Origin of the sequence: Streptomyces sp. NPDC012825 (assembly GCF_042900925.1) — a bacterium.
GTDB lineage: Bacteria > Actinomycetota > Actinomycetes > Streptomycetales > Streptomycetaceae > Streptomyces.
On record NZ_JBIBBZ010000011.1, the window covers coordinates 118,170 to 135,448 of the forward strand.

The following is a 17,279-nucleotide window of genomic DNA, read 5'->3' on the forward strand; positions in this document are numbered from 1 at the left end:
GAAGGGGTCAGGAGGCCTGCGCGAGGGCCCGCATCTGGTTGAAGACGTTCTTGCGCTGCATCTCCGCGGTGCCGCCGGCGATGAGGGTGCCCAGGGCGTCCTGGAGGGCGTGCGCGGCGGGTCCGTCCATGTAGCCGAGGTGGCCGTACACGCGCAGGGCGGTCTCGGTGCCGAGCCGGAGCGTCTCGCCGGCGTGGTACTTGGCGGTGGAGCACAGCAGGGACGCCTGCGGGTCGCCGCTGAGCAGGGCGTCCAGGGCGCCGTAGGAGACGTACCGGGCCGCCTCGATGGCGAACTTGGCGTCGGTGATCCGGCCCTGCACGTACTGGTGGTCCGCGATCGGCTGCTTGAAGGCTTGGCGGCGGCGCGCGTACGCGAGCACCTCGTCCAGGTGGGGGTCGAGGTAGGCCGCGGCGAGGACCCCGTACAGCAGCCGGTCGAGGGCGATGGTGTTGTAGATCGCCTCGATGCCCGCGCCGATCTCGCCGACGAGGTTCCGGGCGTCGACCCGCACGTTGTCGAAGCCGATGGGCCCGGTCGGGCTGGTGTGGTTGCCGATCATCCGCTCCACGGGGCCCTGGCTGACGCCCTCGGCGTGGAGGTCGACCATGAAGAGGGTGATGTCCCGGGCGCCCTGCTCGGGCACGCGGCCCAGGACCAGTGCCACGTCGGCGACGGGGCCGTTGGTGATGTGGTCCTTGTGGCCGTTCAGGCGGTAGACGTCGCCGTCGCGGACGGCGGCCGTCCTGATCCGGGTGACGTCGGAACCGCCGGTGGTCTCCGTCAGCGCGGTGGCCCCGACCTCCCCGGAGAGCAGCCGGGGCAGCCAGTGGCCCTTCTGGTCGTCGCTGCCGTAGGTGAGCAGGGAACGGATCAGGCCCGCCTGCGCCACCATGGACAGGGAGAAGCCGAGGTCGCGGCCGCCCGCCGCGACGCCCTCGAAGGCCGCCGTGAAGTCCCACCAGGTGCCGCCGTCGCCGCCCCACTCCCGGTCCACGGCCAGCCGCCATATGCCGGCGTCGCTCACCTCCTGCCAGGACTCCCGGTCCAGGACGCGCTCGGCCCTGCAGTCGTCGGCGCGCTTGGCGACGGTGGCGGCGGCGAGGTCCGCGTAGCGCGTGCGCAGCGCCGGGTCGGTGAAGTGCTGGAGCATGGTCTGCCTTTCGGTGCGAAGGGACGGGTCAGGGGGCGGCGACGAGCTCGTCGGCCCGGGCGGCGGGGGCCGGGGTCAGGGCGGTGAGACTGTGGTCCAGACGGACCGCCAGCTCCTCCAGCTCGGCCTCCGTGCTGTTCAGCGGCGGCGCCACCATCACGGACTCCGTCAGGGCGTTCACCCCGGCGGGGTACAGCAGCAGTCCGTGGTCGCGCGCCGTCAGGACCAGGTCGTGGGCGGTCCCGGGGGACCGGCCGGGGGTGGCGTGCAGGCCGAGGGCGAGCTGCAGACCGCGCCCGCGGACGTCGCGCACCACGGCGTGGCGGTCGACGAGCCCCTCCAGGAGGGTGCGCAGGTGACGGCCGGACCGGGCGGCGAGGGCGGGGACGTCGTGCTCCTTCAGGTACTCCACGGTCGCCAGACCCGCTGCGGCGGCGAGCGGCGCGCCGGCCATCGTGTGCCCGAACACCACCGATCCCAGGGGCTGTTCGAAGGCGACGGCGACCTCGTCGCGGACCAGGACGGCGGACAGCGGCGCGTATCCGGCCGTCACGCCCTTTCCGAGGACCATCACGTCGGGGACGACCCCGGCGTGGTCGCAGCCGAACCACGCGCCGGTCCTGCCGAGGCCGGTCATGACCTCGTCGGCGACCAGCAGGAAGCCGTGCCGGTCGGCGAGCTCCCGCAGCCTCCTGAGGACGGCGTGGTCGCACGGTACGGCTCCGGAGGACGCGCCGCCGACGGGCTCGACGATCACCGCGGCCAGGTTCTGCGGCCCCACCTCCTCGATCGCCCGCTCCCACTGCTCGACGTCCGCGCGCATGTCGCCCTGGCGGGGGCGCACCTTGGCGACGGTGGCCTGGTTCGCGAGGAGGGGGGTGAGACCGTGCTTGCGCGCCGGGTGCCCGGAGGCGCCGAGCGCGCCGGCGGTCATCCCGTGGTAGCTGGGCTCCTCGGTCAGCACCGTGCACTTGAAGGGCCGGTGGGCCCGGGAGTGGAACAGGGTCACCAGGCGCAGGGCGGCCTCGACGGCCTCGGAGCCCGAGTTGCAGTACACCGGGTTGCCGAGGGTGCCCGGGGCGAGCTCCGTCAGCAGCGCGGAGAGCCGTTCCAGCGGCTCGGAGGTGAACTGGGTCCGGTAGGCGAAGCTGATGGCGTCGATCTGCCGGTGCATGCGGGAGGTGATCTCGGGGAGTCCGTGGCCGAGGTTGGTGTTGATCGCTCCGGAGCAGCCGTCGAGGTACTCCCGGCCCTCGGTGTCGTAGACGTGGACGCCGGCACCGTGGCTGACGGTGGGAAGCATGGGTGTCTCCTGACTGTGTGCGGGGTGGACGTGCGGGGCCGGCGCGTGGGCCGGCGCGGGGCGGTGCGGCCGGACGGGGCTCAGTACCAGGTCATGACGGACGCGGCGGCCGTCATGCCGCCGCCCACGGAGGCCATCAGGACGCGCTCGCCCCGGTGCAGGGGCGCGGCGCGGTGGCTCTCGCTGAGGGTGAGCGGGATGGAGGCGGCGGCGGTGTTGCCGTAGCGGTCGGCGGTGACCGCGACCTTGCGGGAGTCGATGCCCAGCGTGTCGGCGAGGGTCTGCACCAGCCGCAGGTTGCCCTGGTGGAAGACGGCGCGGTCGATGTCGCCGAGGCCCACGCCGGACTCGTCCAGCGCCTGGTGCACGGCCTTGGGCACGTGCTGGACGGCCCAGTCCTTGACGGCCCGTCCGTTCATGCGGAAGTGGTGGGCGCCGGGGTCCCGGAGGGTGGCGGCCGGCCGCCGCGAGCCGCCGCCCTCGACCCGTACGTGGTCGGTGGTCGTCCCGTCCGCGAGCAGGGAGCTGGCGTGGATGCCGTAGCCGTCGGGAACGCGTCCCACCAGCACGGCCCCCGCGCCGTCGCCGAAGAGGCTGACGGTCCTGCGGTCCGTCCGGTCCATGATCGTCGAGTAGGTGTCGGCCCCGATCACCAGGACGTTGCGCCAGTCGCCGTGGGCGCACAGCAGCGAGTCCGCCACGTCCAGGGCGTACAGGAAGCCGGAGCAGACGGCGTTCAGGTCGAAGGCGGGCACGGCGCCGAGGCCGAGCCGTTCCAGGACGAAGACGGCGGTGGCCGGCTGCGGCTGGTCGGGGGTGGTGGTCGCGACGATCAGGGCGTCGATGTCGTGGGGTCCGTACCGTGTCCCCAATAACCGGGACGCCGCGGCCGCGGCGAGATCGGACGTCGCCGTCTCCGGGTCCGCGTAACGGCGTTCGCGGATGCCGGTGCGCTCCTCGATCCAGTCCTCGTCGGTCCCCGCCCAGTCGCTGATCCTGCGGTTGTCCACCACCCGGGACGGCACGTGACCGGCCACCCGGAGTATCCCGTTCGGCATGTTCTCCCCATTCAGGAAAATGATCGACCTGATCCCGTAATGACCGGTCGGCGTCGCGAAGGGCCGTCTACCTCACGCCTACGCCGGTAAACACGAGCCCTCCGGCTTGTGAGAGGTGTCACCAAGTGCCTTTCCGGACACGCTCGGTGATCGATTCGGCCCGGAAATCAGCCGGAAGGTTCCTTTCAGGAAGGTCGTGACGGTTCCGGCGGCTGTGGTCGCGGGGGGATGACGAGGTGCGGCCACACGGCCCGTCCGACGGGGAAGCGCAGTTGGGGAAGGCGGTTCCGCCGCATCGCGGCAGCCCCGTGCCCCCGTGGCGGATCGTAGGTGAAGGCCGCGCAAGAGGGGGTGGTGCGCCATGGCCGAAGGGGATCGCAGGCGGTGGTCGGGCTCCCTCGCGCCCGGATGTTTACCGCCCAAATCGAATGCGGGCGAACAGTGTCCGGCGCCGATCCATCCCGCCCCACGACCATGGCGCCGTCCACGGCCCTGCCCGCGCCACCGTTCCGTACCGTCGCCGTGGAATCGCTCGCGGTCTTCGGAAGGAACGCGAAAAGCGGACGGGCCCGGACCTCCCCGCCTTCGATCGGGACTTGGCCGAGGCTCACCCGAGTCGAACTTCCGTGGAGCTCGTCCGCCGGGGTCCACCGACGGGCCGGTCCTGTCGAGCGTCCCCGGCGGGCCCGGCGTAGGGTCCGGATATGGGAGAGCCCGCGGACGCCGAGGACGTCTTCGGATCGGGGCGGTTGGACACCGTCCTCGGCGACGTGATGCGCGACGCCGGGGCCTCGGTCGGCCTCGTCTACCTCCGGGTCCCGGGGGAGAGCATGCTGCGCCTGGCGCTGGTGTCGGGCGTCTCCCAGGAGATCGCGGCCCCCTGGGTCCGCATCCCGGCCGACGCGCCGATCCCGGTGGTCGACGCCATGCGCGACCGGAGCCTCGTCTGGCTGGGCGGCCAGGAGGAGATCGCCCGCCGCTATCCGCGCCTGGGGATCGTGCTGCCGTACGACTTCCTCCTCGCCGCCGCCCCGATCGCCGACGACACCGACGTGTGGGGCGGGATCGTCCTGCTGTGGCCGGTCTGGCACCCGCCCCGGCTCGACGAACGCGAGCGCGGGGCGCTCGACGCCTGCGGCCGCCGGGCCGCCGGCCTGCTGCGGCGGGCGGCCGGGCGGGGGCCGGCGGCGTATCCCTCCGAGCCGCGCGTCGTGCATCCGGCCCGGCCCCCGGAGGCCGATCCCGTCCTGGCCAGGTCCGCCCTCCACTTCGCCGAACGGCTGCCCCTCGGGTGCTGCGCCCTGGATCTCGAAGGACGCCTCACCTTCCTCAACACCGCCGCCGCGGAACTGCTCCAGGCGGGCGCGGCGGCGCTGCTCGGCAAGCGCCCGTGGGAGGTGCTGCTCTGGCTGAACGACCCCCTCTTCGAGGACCGCTACCGCGCGGCGGTGGTCGCCCGCCAGCCGGTGTCGTTCACCGTCATGCGGCGGCCCGCGACCTGGCTGCTGTTCGAGCTGTACCCGGACGCCACCGGCATCAGCGTCCACATCACCCCGGTGGCGGGGCCGTCCGCGACGGGCGTGGGCGCGGGGGAGGGGGAGAGGAAGGGCGGAGGGATCGGTAGGAGACCAGGGGCGGGCGCGGCGACCCCGCCCGGGACGGCCGCCCCACCGGGAGCCCCCGGAGTCCCAGAGGCCTCCGGCACCTCCGAGATGCCCGGGGCCTCCGAGACGTCCGGTGCCTCCGAGGCCTCCGGCGCCTTCGAGACTTCCGGGGCCTTCGAGACGTCCAAGGCCTCCGAGGCGCCCGTCCCCTCCGGGGGGCCGGCCCCGCCGCTCCGGCACGCCGAGCCCGTGGGCGCCGGGGCCGTGTACCACCTCATGCACATGGCGGCGACCCTGGCGGAGGCGGCCGGCGTCCACGACGTCGTCGAGCTCGTCGCCGACCAGATCGTGCCCGCCTTCGGACCGCAGGGCCTCGTCCTGATGAGCGCGGACGAGGGACGGCTGCGCATCATCGGACACCGCGGCTACAGCCGGGAGTTCGTGGACCGGTACGACGGCACGCCCCTGACGGCGCCGGTCGCCGACGCCCAGGTCCTCGCCACCGGCGTCCCCGTCTTCTTCACCAGCCCCGAGGACCTGTACCGCGCCCACCCCCACGCCCCGCGCTACGCGGACCGCTCCGCCTGGGCGTTCCTGCCGCTCATCGCCTCCGGCCGCCCGGTGGGCTCCCTGATCCTCTCGTACGCCCGGCCGCGTCCCTTCCCGGGAGCCGAGCGGGCCATGCTCACCTCCCTGGCGGGCCTCATCGCCCAGGCCCTCGCCCGGGCCCGGCTCTACGACGCCAAGCAGTCCCTCGCGCACAGCCTCCAGACCAGTCTGCTCCCGCACGGCCTGGTCCCGCTCCCGGGGGTCGGGGTCGCCGCCCGCTACCTGCCGGCGGGTCACGGCATGGACGTGGGCGGCGACTTCTACGACCTCGTCCGCGCCGCGCCCGGCACCGTCATCGCGGTCATCGGCGACGTCCAGGGGCACGATCCGAACGCCGCCGCCCTCATGGGGCAGGTGCGCACCGCCGTCCACGCGCACGCGACGGCCGGCGCGTCCCCCGGCGACATCCTCGACCGCACCAACCGGCTCCTGAACGACCTGGACCCGGACCGCTTCACCAGCTGCCTGATCGTCGAACTCGACCCGGCCCGCCACCGTCTGCGGCTCGCCACGGCGGGGCATCCGCCCCCGCTCCTGCGCGGGCCCGACGGCCGGACCCGCCTCCTGGAGGCCCCGCCGGGCCTCCTCCTCGGGATCACCCCGGACGTCGAGTACGTCACCACCGAGGTGCCCTGGGAGCCCGGCTCGGTCCTCGCCCTCTACACCGACGGCCTCGTCGAGACACCCGGCGTCGACATCGGCACGGCCACGGCGGAGCTGTCCGGCCGTCTCGCGCGGTCCCGGCCCGAGGACCTCGACGCCCTCGCGGACGTCCTGATCCGGCACGTGAAGGACCCCGACCACCGCACCGACGACGTCGCCCTCCTGCTCGTCCGCCGCGAACCCTGAGCACCGCCCTCTTGCCCTCTCCGCGCCCCCGCCTTGCCGTACCTATCGAAAATCGATAGCTTGTTATCGGTTTTCGATCGAAGGGGATGTCATGGGGAAACTGACGGTGCTCGCCCTGCGGGCCGTGCTCGCGGGACTGTTCGCGGGTTCGGTCTTCGTGGAGGCGGTGATGGTGCCGCTCCTGGCCGCCGACCTGAACGGGCTCCGGCCGGAGTACGCCCACCTCCGCACGCCGGTGCTCGTGCTCCTGGTCCTGGGCGCGCTGACGGCGCAGACCGTCCTGGTCTGCGTGTGGCGGCTCGTGACGATGGTGCGGCGCGGCACGGTGTTTTCGCACGGGGCCTTCCGGTACGTGGACGTCGTCACCGGCGCCTTCGCCGCGGGCGCCGTCCTGGTGTTCGCGTTCGCCGTGCTCCTGGCGCCCGGCGAGGCCGTCGCCCCGGGCGTCGTGCTCCTGATCTGCGGGGCGAGCCTGGCGGTCCTGGGCGTGGCCCTGATCGTGCTCGTACTGCGGATGCTGCTCGCCCAGGCCGTCGAGCGCGAGGCCGAGGCGACACGGATGCGGGCCGAGCTCGCCGAGGTGATCTGATGCCGATCGTCGTGGACGTCGACGTGATGCTGGCCCGGCGCAAGATGTCCGTGGGCGAGCTCGCGGAACGCGTGGGCATCACCCCGGCCAACCTCGCCGTGCTCAAGAACGGGCGCGCCAAGGCGGTGCGCTTCACCACCCTCGGCGCCCTCTGCGAGGTCCTCGACTGCCAGCCGGGCGACCTGCTCCGCTGGGAGCCGGAGACCGGAACGGAGGGCGCGGAGGACGCCGTCGCCGCGGTCGGGGAGAACGGCTGACGGGCGCGCCGGAACGCCAGGTCCGGGGGGTGGAGGTCGGCAAAGCGCCGCGCGCGTACGGCACGCGCACGGTGAGGCCGACGGCGTGGCACCCCCGCACAGCGCGCACGTCCGGTCGACGGCGGTCTCCCTCAGGGGGCGCCGACGGCGAGACCGGCCAGCGCGCCGGCGGACTCGGGAGCCAGCCGGTAGAAGCCCTGGAGGCTGACCGAGCGCTCCAGGCGGCCGTCCACCACGTGCTTCAGGGTGCGGGTCCTGCCCCGGGCGTTGCGCCAGGTGAGCTCCGGCAGCAGGTCCCCGGGGACCGGGGTGTCGAAGCGCACGGGGGTCGCGTCCACGTGGACCGCGGTGGCGCCGCAGCCGCCGGCGCCGAACATCGACCAGTCGTCGTGTCCGGGGAACGAGGGGGCCCGCTCCCGACCGGCGGACGACGCCGCCGCCCGGTCACTCCAGGGGCTTCACGGGTTCCAGCCGCAGCAGCCGGGTCGGCCAGGGTGCCGGTCCGGCCGGGCCGAACCACACCCGGACGTCCTCGCCGGTCCGGACGGGCAGGCGGGGGAAGTCGTTCTCGGCGTGCTCGGTGCGGTGCAGCGCGTGGCCCGGGCCCAGGTGCCGGGCCGCGTACGCGTCGAAGGCGGCCGCGTCGGCGGGGTGGCAGACGGTCGCGAGCACCTCGTCCGCGCCCGGCTCCGGCGTGAAGCCCGGCCCGCGCAGCAGCAGTACGTCGTCGCTGTCGACCATGGTGGCGTTGGCCGCGTCACGGTGCTCCCGCCAGACCGGGCCGGTGTAGAACGCCTCCAGCGCGCGCCGGCGGTGCGTCATGTCGGGGAAGGCGCGCAGCCAGACGAAGCGGTCCGGGTCGTCCAGGTCGCGGAACCGGCCGCCGACGTCGATGCCGGCCGCCCGCTGGCCGGTCACGAACTCGCGCTCGAACAGCTCGATCAGCGTCTCCCGGGCGCCGGGACGCAGGGTGTACTGCCGGAGTTCGACGATGCTCATGCGGTGGCCTTCCCGGGGCGTGCGAGGTCCGTGGTCCTTCTGTCGTCCACGCGCCGCAGGTTAGGGCCGGTCCGCTGACATCTCCTGTCAGTGGATACTGGGCGGCATGCGCGCGAGTCGGCTGGTCGCCCTGCTTCTGCTGCTCCAGAACCGGGGCCGGACGACGGCCCGGCAGCTGGCGGAGGAACTGGGGGTCTCCGTCCGGACGGTCTACCGGGACGTCGAGGCGCTCGGTGCCGCGGGCATCCCCCTGTACGGCGAAGCCGGACACGCGGGCGGCTACCGCCTGGTCGACGGCTACCGGACCCGGCTCACGGGACTGACGGCGGACGAGGCGCAGGCCGCGTTCCTCGCCGCGCTCCCCGGCGCCGCCGCCGCGCTCGGCCTCGGCGAGGCGCTCGCCACCGCCCGGCTCAAGCTGCGGGCCGCCCTCCCGGCGGAGCTGCGCGAACACGCCGAGCTGATCCAGGAGCGCTTCCTGCTCGACGCCCCCGGCTGGTACGGCGGCGCCGACCGGGTGCCCCATCTGACCGCGGTCGCCGCCGCGGTGTGGGCGCGCCGGGCGGTGGTCCTGCGCTACCGGCGCTGGCGGGCGCCGGAGGAGATCGAGCGCCGGGTGGAGCCGTACGGGCTCGTCCTCAAGGCAGGCCGCTGGTACCTGGTCGCCGGCGGACCGTCCGGGGTCCGCACCTACCGGGTCGACCAGATCCTCGGAATCCGGCCGCTGGAGGACGAGTTCGCCGCTCCGGACGGATTCCGCCTGGCCGGGTACTGGAAGGACCACCTGGCCGGTTTCCGGGCGCGGCTGCACACCGCGGAGGCCCTGGTGCGACTCACCCCGGAGGGCGCCCGCCGCCTCGGCGTCGCGCCCGCCGGCGACGGATGGACGGAGACCCGCGTGCCCATCGAGTCGATCGACCACGCCCACCGGGAGTTCCTGCGCCTGGGCACCGACGTCGAGGTCGTGGCCCCGGCCGAACTGCGCGACCGCGTCGCCGAGACGGTGCGCACCCTCGCCGCCCGCTACGAAGGACGCCCCTAGGGCGTGTGTCGAAAGTCCCGCCTGCCCGGCGGCGCCCGGCACGCACGCTCGCCGCGTTGTCGGGATCGCCCCGATACAACCAGTATCGGGGCGACCCTCCGCCTTGCGATCGCACGCACCGGACACCGCCGGGCCTGCCCTTCGGGCAGACGGCGCTACTTTCGACACACGCCCTAGGAGGCGTCCACGGGGTCGAGCGGTGCCCGCAGCGCGCTCCGGCCCCGCTCCCAGGACTCCAGTACGCGGGCCCCGAGCCGGTCCTCCAGGAACACCGTCGCCGCGATGCCGAGGGCGACGTCGGGCGCGAGGTCCGGCTCGTCCTCCAGGAGGCCGCCCACGGCCTCCCGGCGCACCAGCTGCTCGTGGACGGCGTCGGCCTCCACGTGCTCGTCGTAGTACCGCTCCGCCGCCGGTCCCGCGCCCGTCCGCCGCATGGCCTCGGCGAGCCGGGCGGCGGCCGGCGGCGAGGTCACCTCCACGACGGCGAAGTGCCCCACGAGCGCGCCGCGCAGCCGCCGGTGGAGGGCGAGCAGGGTCGACAGGTTCACGGCCGCCAGCGTCTCGGCCCCCACCGCGTCCACGTACCGCCCGTACCCCGCGTCGAGCCCCAGGTCCACCATGAGGTCGGCGTAGAGCCGCTCGTGCATGCGGTCGGCGCGCCCGCAGCCGAACTCGTCGTACTCGATCGCGACCATCGCCGCCTTGGCGCGGCCGCGCAGCCGGGGGATCACCCAGAGGTACGGGTCGGCCTCCCGGAGCTGCGACACGGAGCGGAGCGCCGCGTACTCCCGCACCTGCCACCGCTCTCCCCGCGACGCGAGGAACGCGGAGACGCCGGTGGACTCGGCGGGCTCCACGAGCAGGGCGCCCAGCTCCTCGTCCACGTCCCCGTGGTGCCGGCAGTCGTGGCGCAGCGCGCTCTCGAAGCGGTGTTCCAGGAGCGCCCGGGTCCTGAGCAGGTGCGGGTCCCATTCGAGGGTGTCGGGGACCCCGTCGTACCCCCGGTAGTGCAGGGCGTAGCAGAGGTGCAGGGCGAGCTGGAGGTCCTCGCCGTACGGATCGCAGCGCGCGATCTCCGGGCCGTCCGGCAGCGCCCCGGGGGCGCCGAGCAGCCGCTGCCGGACCGCCCGCGACACCTCGCCGCGGGCCTCGGGGACCTCGGGCGCGCCGGAGGCCGTACGGACGATCTGCGGGGCGACGGTCATGGGGTCGGGTCCTCCGGGGAGTCGGCCGCCGGGCGGGGACGCCGCTGCCGGTGGCGGTGGCTGGTGTCGCAGAACGGGGCCCGCTTGCTCCGCCGGCACATGCACAGGGCGACCATCGGCCGCTCGCAGTGCCGTACCGATCCGTCGGGCATGACGACGTCCACCGGCCCCTCGACGAGCATCGGCCCGTCGTCCAGGGGCCGGACCAGGGTCGGCGCGCTTCGCGCGGGGCCTTCCGCCCGTGCCGGGGGCACGGCCCCGGGCCGTACGTCCGGGGAAGGGGACATCACACACCACCCATCGGCTGTCTCGTTTCCTCTGCTGCGCGGCTGCCCCGCCGTACCGCGCCCATGCGCGGGCGGTACGGCGGGGAGGGGGCGGGGGTCACGCGCGGGACGCGCGGATCACGACGAGGTCCTCGGTGCGCGTCCCGGGCGGGACGAGCCCCCGGGCGGCGAACCACTCCTCGCGGGAGGCCATGACAGGGCCGAAGGGCTGGACGCGGCGGTCGGTCACCCGGGCGCGCAGCCCGGCCCGGTGCAGTCCGTCCAGGGTGGCGGTGACGCCGGAGAGCGACGACTGCACGACGAGCAGCGTCCCGGAGGCGGTGAGCAGCCGGGGCACCCGTTCGCAGACCCGGTCGAGCAGGATCCGCCCGTCCGTCCCCGCGTCCCAGGCGCGCCTCCTGCCGCGGGCGGGCAGCGCGGGGTCCTCGCAGGGCACGTACGGCGGGTTCACGGTGATCAGGTCGAAGCGCTCGTGCGCCACCGGAGCCTCCAGGTCGCCCCGGAACAGCCGCACCCGGCAGCGGTGCCGGAGCGCGTTGAGGCGGGCCGTGGTGACGGCGGCGCGGGAGATGTCCACGGCGGTGGCCCGCGTGCCCCGCAGGGCGGAGGCGACCGCGACGACACCGGTCCCGGTGCACAGGTCGAGCGACCGCGCGCCGCTCCGGAACTCTTCGCGAGCCAGGTTCGCGAGCAGCAGCGCGGTGTCCCCCTGGGGCGCGTACACCCCGGGGAGCCGGTAGACGCGCGGTGCCGGCGCGTCCGCCGGCCGGGGGCCGAGCGGCGCGGCGAAGTCCTCGCCGAGGGGAGGGGTCACCTGGGTCACAGAGATCGGCCTCTCGTACGGAACGGGGCGCCGGGGGCCGCGAACGCGCGGCCCGACGGCGCGGGCGCCTTCTCGAAAGTCCTCGCCGGAGTCCTCATGGTCCCGCTCCTCAACGGCCCTGTTCCCGCTCGGACTGCTCCGGCGACTGCCAGGAGTCCCGCCTCGCCTCCGCCGCCGGGGGCTGTACGACACCGGGGGCCTGCCGACGCCGGGCCACCCGCCGGGAACCCCACCAGAACGCGCCGAGGAGCAGGGCCGCCACCACCACTCCGACCACGATCAGCAGAAGAGAGGAAGAACCCCCGGCGGCCAGCAGGGAAGGCGGTGCGGCGGCGGGGAGAGAGGAGAGAAGCATGATCGCCCTTCCTGTCGGAGACGGGGCAGTTCGTTCGGAACGGCGGCTACCCTCGCGGAGAAGATCCATTCGCTCACGGTCGGTGCCCCGTCTCCACCCGTGCTCAGAGGTCGCGCAGGGCCGGGAGGAGTTCCTTCTCCGCCCAGCGCAGGAACGGCTCCTGGTGTTCGCCGCCGATCTGGACGAGGGCCAGCTCGGTGAACCCGGCCTCGGCGTACGGGCGCGCGGCCTCCACGAACGCGTCGACGTCGTCGCCGCAGGGAATGCTCTCCGCCACGTCCTCGGGACGGACCGTCTCGGTGGCCTGGGCGAACCCCGAGGGCAGCGGAAGCTCGGAGTTGACGCCCCAGCCGCCCACCGCCCAGCGGAACTGGTCGTGGGCGCGCGCCACCGCCGCGTCACGGTCGGGGTCGTAGCAGACCGGCATCTGGCCGACGCGCGGCTTGCCCGCGCCGCCGTGCTCGTCGAAGGCGTCGAGCAGCTCGCCCTTCGGCTCCGTGGCGATCACCAGGTCCGCCCGGCGCCCGGCGACCTTGCAGGAGTGCGGGCCCGACGCGGCGATCCCGATGGGCGGGGCAGTGTCGGGGACGTCCCACAGCTTGGCGTTCTCGACCTGGAAGTGGGTCCCGCGGTGGGTCACGTACTCGCCGGAGAACAGGTCGCGGATGATCCCGGCGGCCTCGTCCAGCATCTCCAGGCGGACACCGGCCGAGGGCCAGCCCGCGCCGACGACGTGCTCGTTCAGGATCTCGCCCGAGCCGAGGCCGAGCCGGAAGCGGCCCTCGGACAGCAACTGCACGGTCGCCGCCTTCTGCGCCACGATCGCCGGGTGGTAGCGGAAGGTCGGGCAGGTCACGTACGTCATCAGCGGGATGCGGGAGGTCGCCTGCGCCGCCGCGCCCAGGACGCTCCACGCGTACGGGGCGTGTCCCTGGGAGTCCAGCCACGGGAAGGAGTGGTCCGAGATCACGGAGAAGTCGAATCCGACGCGTTCCGCCTCGACCACGTGCCCCACCAGCTCACGGGGCCCGGCCTGCTCGGTCATCATCGTGTACCCGATCTGCATCATGCCGGGCGACTTGCCGCGAACACGCTCCTTGAAACGGGCATGCCGGGCACTTCTCCCGATGGCGGCCGGAAAGGCGTTCGGCGGGCGAAAACGGGTGCCGGTCCCGATGCGGACGGGTGGGGTCCCGGGGGAGGGGTGGGGCGGAGGAGCACCCGGCGGCCGGGCCGCCGCACCGGTGCGCGGAGCGGGTCCGGCGGCGGGCCTCGTCATGGCGGCCCTCGCGACGAACCTCTTCGACAACCGGGAACGGCGGCGCCGGCGGGGGTACGGGCGGGATTCCGGCGGCCTGTGGTGGCGCGGGCCCGAACCCTCCTGCCCAGGAGGAGCGTTGGGGTCGCCCGCGTCACCGTCCCACTCCGTGGAACACCGGCCGGTGCGCCTTGACCCCGCCGACGGACACCTGCTTCGATCATGCACATGAAGAGCCGCCGGACGACCCTCACGCGACGACGTCATGTCGACCTCGCGCGCACGTCCGGCGCCCTCTGTAGCGGACGCTGACCCCGGCCGCGGTTCTCCGCGACCGCCGGCGCCGCCCCCGGCCCCCGTCGGGGCGCCCGCCCGGGCCGCCGTTCCCGGGGCACCCGTCCCGGTCGTAGCCGCCGGGGTGTCCGTCCCGGCCGCCGCCCGCCACCACCAGCGCGCCGCCGCCCGCCGGGACCGCGCCCCGGCCCCGTGACGCCCGGGCGTCCCTCCTGCCCCACCGGTCCCTTCCTCCTCCCGCTCCCGGCGATCCCGGGAGCGCCGGCCGAGGGGGCCGCCCGGCCGTGCCCGCCGACCTGCCTGTACGCACCACTCCGCCCGTACGGGCTTCCCCGTGCCCGCGGGCGCCCGCAAGCCCGTACGTACGGGCTTTCCCGCGCCCGCAGGCACCCGGCTCCCGTTCTCCGCCCCCGTTCTCCGCTTCCTTCCGGAAGGATCCCGTCCTCGTCATGGCCGTCCCGTCCGCACGCCCCCGCGCCCGCCGCAGGCCCCTGGCCGCCGCGCTGTTCTCCGCCCTCGCCCTCGCGGCCACCGCCGTCCCCGCCGGAGCGGCGCCCACTCCGGGGAGCTTCGCCCCCGTGCCGCCGCACAACCCGTACGCGGGCCCCGACGGGACCGCCACCATGCACGGGGACACCGGCTCCTCGGACACCACCCCGCTGGCGGGCCCCGGCGCGGGCGCCCTGGCCTCGAAGCGGGTGGCGCTCGCCTCCGCCTGCCCCACCGTCCTCGTCGGCTCCGACGGCCACCCGGTCGTGCTGTGCACCCCGATCTTCGGCCAGGTCCCGACCGTCCACCTGCTGAACCCGGCCGACGGCTCCTCCCTCGCCACCCTCCAGCTCACCAAGGGCTCGCTCCTCGGCGGCGTCTACGCCTACCTCGACAACGAGGACCGGCTCGTCGTCGTGGACGGCAGCCGCAGCCTCCTGCGCGTCGCCCACCGCAAGGACGCCGCCGGCACCTGGCGCCTCTCCGTCGACCGCAGCCTCTCCCTCGCCTCCGCCGTCCCCGCCGACGACGCGGTCACCGGCCTCTCGCCGGACTGGCAGGGGCGCGTCTGGTTCGCCACCGGCAACGGCGTGGTCGGCCTCGCCGACGACCGGACCGGGCGGATCGGCACCCTGCGGCTCCCGGCCGGCGAGCGCGTCGCCAACAGCATCTCCACCGCCCCCGAGGGCACCGCCGTCACCAGCACCCACGCCACCTACCTGCTCACCGCGGGCGCCGACGGCACGCCGGGGATCGTCTGGCGGCAGGCGTACGACCGGGGCCGGGCCCGCAAACCGGGCCTGCTGAGCTGGGGCAGCGGCTCCACCCCGACCTTCCTCGGCCCGAGGACCGGCACCGACTACGTCGCGATCGTGGACAACGCCGACACCACCGTCCGCCTCAAGGTGTACCGCACCGCCGACGGCGGCGAGATCTGCTCGATCCCCGTCCTCCAGGCCGCCGCCGGCCCCGGCAGCGAGAACTCGCCCGTCGGCGCGGGCAGCAGCGTCTTCGTCGCCGGCACCTACGGCTACCCGTACCCGGCGCTCCCCGACGGCGCGGGCCCCTCCGTGCCCTCCTCCGCCGACTTCGCCGGCGGCCTGACCCGGGTGGACGTCCGCCCCGACGGCACCGGCTGCGCCACGGTCTGGGACAACACCCTGCGCTCGGCGGCCGTCCCGAAGCTGTCCACCGCGACGAACACCCTGCACACCGTCCTGCGCGACCCGCTGATCCCCGGCACCAGGGGCACGGGCGTCCTCGACCCGTACCGCTACGTCCAGATCGACCCGGAGACCGGCCGCGTCACCCGCTCCAAGCAGGTCGGCGTCGGATCCCTGTACGACACGCTCCAGATGGCCGGCACCGTCGCCCCGGACGGCTCCTACCTCCAGGGCACGGTCACCGGCGTCCTGCGGATCACCGCGGGCTGAGAGCCGTCGGCACACGCCCGGACGTACCGCCGGTCCGCACCCGTCCGGCGAGGCGCCGGATCGTCCCGGCCGGGTCAGCGGCAGAGGAGGGCGGCGCGCAGGTCCGCCCGGTCGTCCAGCCGGGACAGGTCCCGGCCGGTGAGGGTCTCGATGCGCTCGACGCGGTAGTGGACCGTGTTGACGTGGATGTGCAGGGCCTCGGCCGTCCTCGTCCAGGAGCAGTCGTGCGCCAGGAAGGCCTCCAGGGTCTCCAGGAGCATGGCGCCCGACCCCCGCCCGGCGCCGAGGAGGGGGCCGAGGACCGTCGTGCGATAGACCTCCCGCACGTCGGCGGGGACGCCGGCGAGGAGTAGGGCCAGCCCGCCGAGGTCGCGGAGCCCGGCGACCGGCGAGAACGGCGGTGGCACGGCGGGGGCCGCCGCGAGGGCGTAACGGGCCTGCGCGAGCGCGGTGTTCAGCGACGTGGGAGCGGTGACGGGCATGCTCAGACCGACCCGCCACGTGCTCTCCGGCCGACAGGCCCGGATCAGCGGCCACACCTCGCGCAGCCGCTTCGCCACCTCGTCCGCCGCGTCCTCCCCGTGGGCGAGGACGGCCACCGCCTCGCCGTCGGCGCCCCGGGCGACGGCGAACGCGGCGGACGGCAGGTGACCGAGCGCCTCGGCGAGCGCCGCGACGCCGTCGGCACCGGCGTTCCCGTCCGGCTCCAGGACCGCGACGGCCACCGTGAGGGCGGCCCGGTCCGCCAGGCCGCAGGAGGCCAGCGCGCTCCGCAGACGGTCGGTGTCGGCGCGCAGGGCGCCGACGGCCTCCACGAGCCGGGCGGAAGCGGCATCGCGCGCCGCCCGGTGCCGGTCCCGGCGGCGCCGGTGCCGGCCGAGGAGTTCGGATATCTCCTGGAGGACCCGCGGCGGCACCCGCCCCTCCTCCGGCAGGTGCAGGTGCCAGGTGTCGAAGTCCGTGCCCTCGGCCTCGACGCGCAGCGTCGTGCCCCGCCCGCCGCGCAGGACCTCCGCCGCCTCCCGGGCGGGCAGGTCCGCCGCCCCGCCGGTGCGGGCCACGGTCCGCCCGGCGGCGGTGAGCAGGTGGCAGGCGGGCGTGCCGAGGTGGGCGAAGGCCCGGTCGAGCAGCTCGCCGGTCGTCGCGCCGCTCTCCAGGGCGCGGTCGAGGTCCAGACGGACGTTCTCCGGCAGGGCGTGGTGGCCGGCGGCGGGGTGCCGGCTGAGCTCGCCCCACTGGCGCAGGTAGACGGCTTCGGTGACGGCCCGGAAGCTGGTGTGCGGCGGCACGGCGACGAGGGCGACGCGGTGCCGCCGGCACGCGTCGACGAGCTCGCGCGGCACGTGCCCGTGCGTCTCCTCGCCGGCGAGCAGCGCCACGGCCCCCGCCCGGCGCAGGGCCGACACGAAGCGGTCCGTCTTGGCCGGCGCGCCGTCCCGGCTCCACCACACGAGTCCGCTCAGCACGATCTCGCCCTGCTGGAGGAAGCGCTCCGGGTCCTCCAGGTCGGTCGCGGTCACCCCGGCGATCTCCTGACCGAGCAGCGCCTCGTCGCCCCAGACGAGGGAGAGGTCGAGACGGTCGAGTCGGAGGAGGTGGTCGACGTGCATACGGGGCTCCTTGCGCGGTCGCGGGAGAACCCCGCCCTCGCATTCACGAGGCGAATACGAGT

17 protein-coding genes are annotated in these 17,279 nt (G+C 74.9%); 6 read left to right on the forward strand and 11 right to left on the reverse strand.

The window, feature by feature from the left end; translation table 11 throughout:
* Positions 1-7: 7 nt before the first annotated feature.
* From ACFY7E_RS22620 to ACFY7E_RS22630, 3 genes are all read right to left on the reverse strand, one after another.
* Positions 8-1,153 (reverse strand): acyl-CoA dehydrogenase family protein, encoded by a 1,146-nt coding sequence (locus ACFY7E_RS22620; RefSeq protein WP_389487505.1) that lies wholly within the window; start codon positions 1,151-1,153, stop codon positions 8-10.
* Positions 1,154-1,181: 28 nt separating this feature from the next.
* Positions 1,182-2,456, reverse strand: a complete 1,275-nt coding sequence (locus tag ACFY7E_RS22625) for an aminotransferase class III-fold pyridoxal phosphate-dependent enzyme (protein ID WP_389487507.1) — start codon at positions 2,454-2,456, stop codon at positions 1,182-1,184.
* A gap of 80 nt (positions 2,457-2,536) precedes the next feature.
* A complete protein-coding gene (locus tag ACFY7E_RS22630) occupies positions 2,537-3,514 on the reverse strand; it encodes a 3-oxoacyl-ACP synthase III family protein (protein WP_383437847.1) in 978 nt (325 codons plus the stop codon).
* A gap of 704 nt (positions 3,515-4,218) precedes the next feature.
* Between ACFY7E_RS22630 and ACFY7E_RS22635 the strand changes: the two genes are divergently transcribed.
* The 3 genes from ACFY7E_RS22635 (at position 4,219) to ACFY7E_RS22645 (ending at position 7,422) form a co-directional block, all read left to right on the forward strand.
* Complete coding sequence (locus ACFY7E_RS22635) at positions 4,219-6,576, forward strand: SpoIIE family protein phosphatase (RefSeq protein WP_389487509.1); 2,358 nt, start codon at positions 4,219-4,221, stop codon at positions 6,574-6,576.
* Positions 6,577-6,667: 91 nt separating this feature from the next.
* Positions 6,668-7,165: a DUF2975 domain-containing protein gene (locus ACFY7E_RS22640; RefSeq protein ID WP_389487511.1), complete on the forward strand. Its 498-nt coding sequence runs from the start codon at positions 6,668-6,670 to the stop codon at positions 7,163-7,165.
* A complete protein-coding gene (locus ACFY7E_RS22645; RefSeq protein ID WP_389487513.1) occupies positions 7,165-7,422 on the forward strand; it encodes a helix-turn-helix domain-containing protein in 258 nt (85 codons plus the stop codon). The genes ACFY7E_RS22640 and ACFY7E_RS22645 overlap by 1 nt, the downstream gene beginning before the upstream one ends.
* A 131-nt stretch (positions 7,423-7,553) precedes the next feature.
* Here the strand turns inward: ACFY7E_RS22645 and ACFY7E_RS22650 are convergent, their stop codons facing one another.
* Both ACFY7E_RS22650 and ACFY7E_RS22655 read right to left on the reverse strand, forming a co-directional pair.
* Positions 7,554-7,799, reverse strand: a complete 246-nt coding sequence (locus ACFY7E_RS22650) for a hypothetical protein (protein ID WP_389487515.1) — start codon at positions 7,797-7,799, stop codon at positions 7,554-7,556.
* Positions 7,800-7,866: 67 nt separating this feature from the next.
* Positions 7,867-8,421 carry an NIPSNAP family protein gene (locus ACFY7E_RS22655; RefSeq protein WP_389487516.1) on the reverse strand — a complete coding sequence of 185 codons (555 nt, stop codon included), beginning with the start codon at positions 8,419-8,421 and terminating at the stop codon, positions 7,867-7,869.
* A gap of 106 nt (positions 8,422-8,527) precedes the next feature.
* Here ACFY7E_RS22655 and ACFY7E_RS22660 point away from each other — a divergent pair, with 106 nt between their 5' ends.
* Positions 8,528-9,463: a helix-turn-helix transcriptional regulator gene (locus ACFY7E_RS22660; protein WP_389487518.1), complete on the forward strand. Its 936-nt coding sequence runs from the start codon at positions 8,528-8,530 to the stop codon at positions 9,461-9,463.
* A gap of 173 nt (positions 9,464-9,636) precedes the next feature.
* On the opposite strand, the gene ACFY7E_RS22665 is transcribed toward ACFY7E_RS22660, so the two are convergent.
* From ACFY7E_RS22665 to ACFY7E_RS22685, 5 genes are all read right to left on the reverse strand, one after another.
* Positions 9,637-10,668: an iron-containing redox enzyme family protein gene (locus ACFY7E_RS22665; protein WP_389487520.1), complete on the reverse strand. Its 1,032-nt coding sequence runs from the start codon at positions 10,666-10,668 to the stop codon at positions 9,637-9,639.
* On the reverse strand, positions 10,665-10,955 hold the full coding sequence (locus tag ACFY7E_RS22670) for a CDGSH iron-sulfur domain-containing protein (RefSeq protein WP_389487522.1): 291 nt from the start codon (positions 10,953-10,955) through the stop codon (positions 10,665-10,667). The genes ACFY7E_RS22665 and ACFY7E_RS22670 overlap by 4 nt, the downstream gene beginning before the upstream one ends.
* Positions 10,956-11,052: 97 nt before the next feature.
* Positions 11,053-11,769 carry a HemK2/MTQ2 family protein methyltransferase gene (locus ACFY7E_RS22675; protein WP_389487524.1) on the reverse strand — a complete coding sequence of 239 codons (717 nt, stop codon included), beginning with the start codon at positions 11,767-11,769 and terminating at the stop codon, positions 11,053-11,055.
* 118 nt (positions 11,770-11,887) lie between these two features.
* A complete protein-coding gene (locus tag ACFY7E_RS22680; protein ID WP_389487526.1) occupies positions 11,888-12,133 on the reverse strand; it encodes a DUF6479 family protein in 246 nt (81 codons plus the stop codon).
* Between the two features lie 103 nt (positions 12,134-12,236).
* Positions 12,237-13,202 carry an LLM class F420-dependent oxidoreductase gene (locus ACFY7E_RS22685; protein WP_389487528.1) on the reverse strand — a complete coding sequence of 322 codons (966 nt, stop codon included), beginning with the start codon at positions 13,200-13,202 and terminating at the stop codon, positions 12,237-12,239.
* Positions 13,203-13,619: 417 nt separating this feature from the next.
* Between ACFY7E_RS22685 and ACFY7E_RS22690 the strand changes: the two genes are divergently transcribed.
* Positions 13,620-13,703, forward strand: coding sequence for a putative leader peptide (locus tag ACFY7E_RS22690; protein ID WP_365540730.1), 84 nt, complete (start codon positions 13,620-13,622; stop codon positions 13,701-13,703).
* Between the two features lie 431 nt (positions 13,704-14,134).
* Entirely contained in the window at positions 14,135-15,607 is a 1,473-nt protein-coding gene (locus ACFY7E_RS22695; protein ID WP_389487530.1) for a hypothetical protein, read from the forward strand.
* A gap of 74 nt (positions 15,608-15,681) precedes the next feature.
* On the opposite strand, the gene ACFY7E_RS22700 is transcribed toward ACFY7E_RS22695, so the two are convergent.
* Positions 15,682-17,217 (reverse strand): PucR family transcriptional regulator, encoded by a 1,536-nt coding sequence (locus tag ACFY7E_RS22700; RefSeq protein WP_389487532.1) that lies wholly within the window; start codon positions 17,215-17,217, stop codon positions 15,682-15,684.
* Positions 17,218-17,279: the final 62 nt, after the last annotated feature.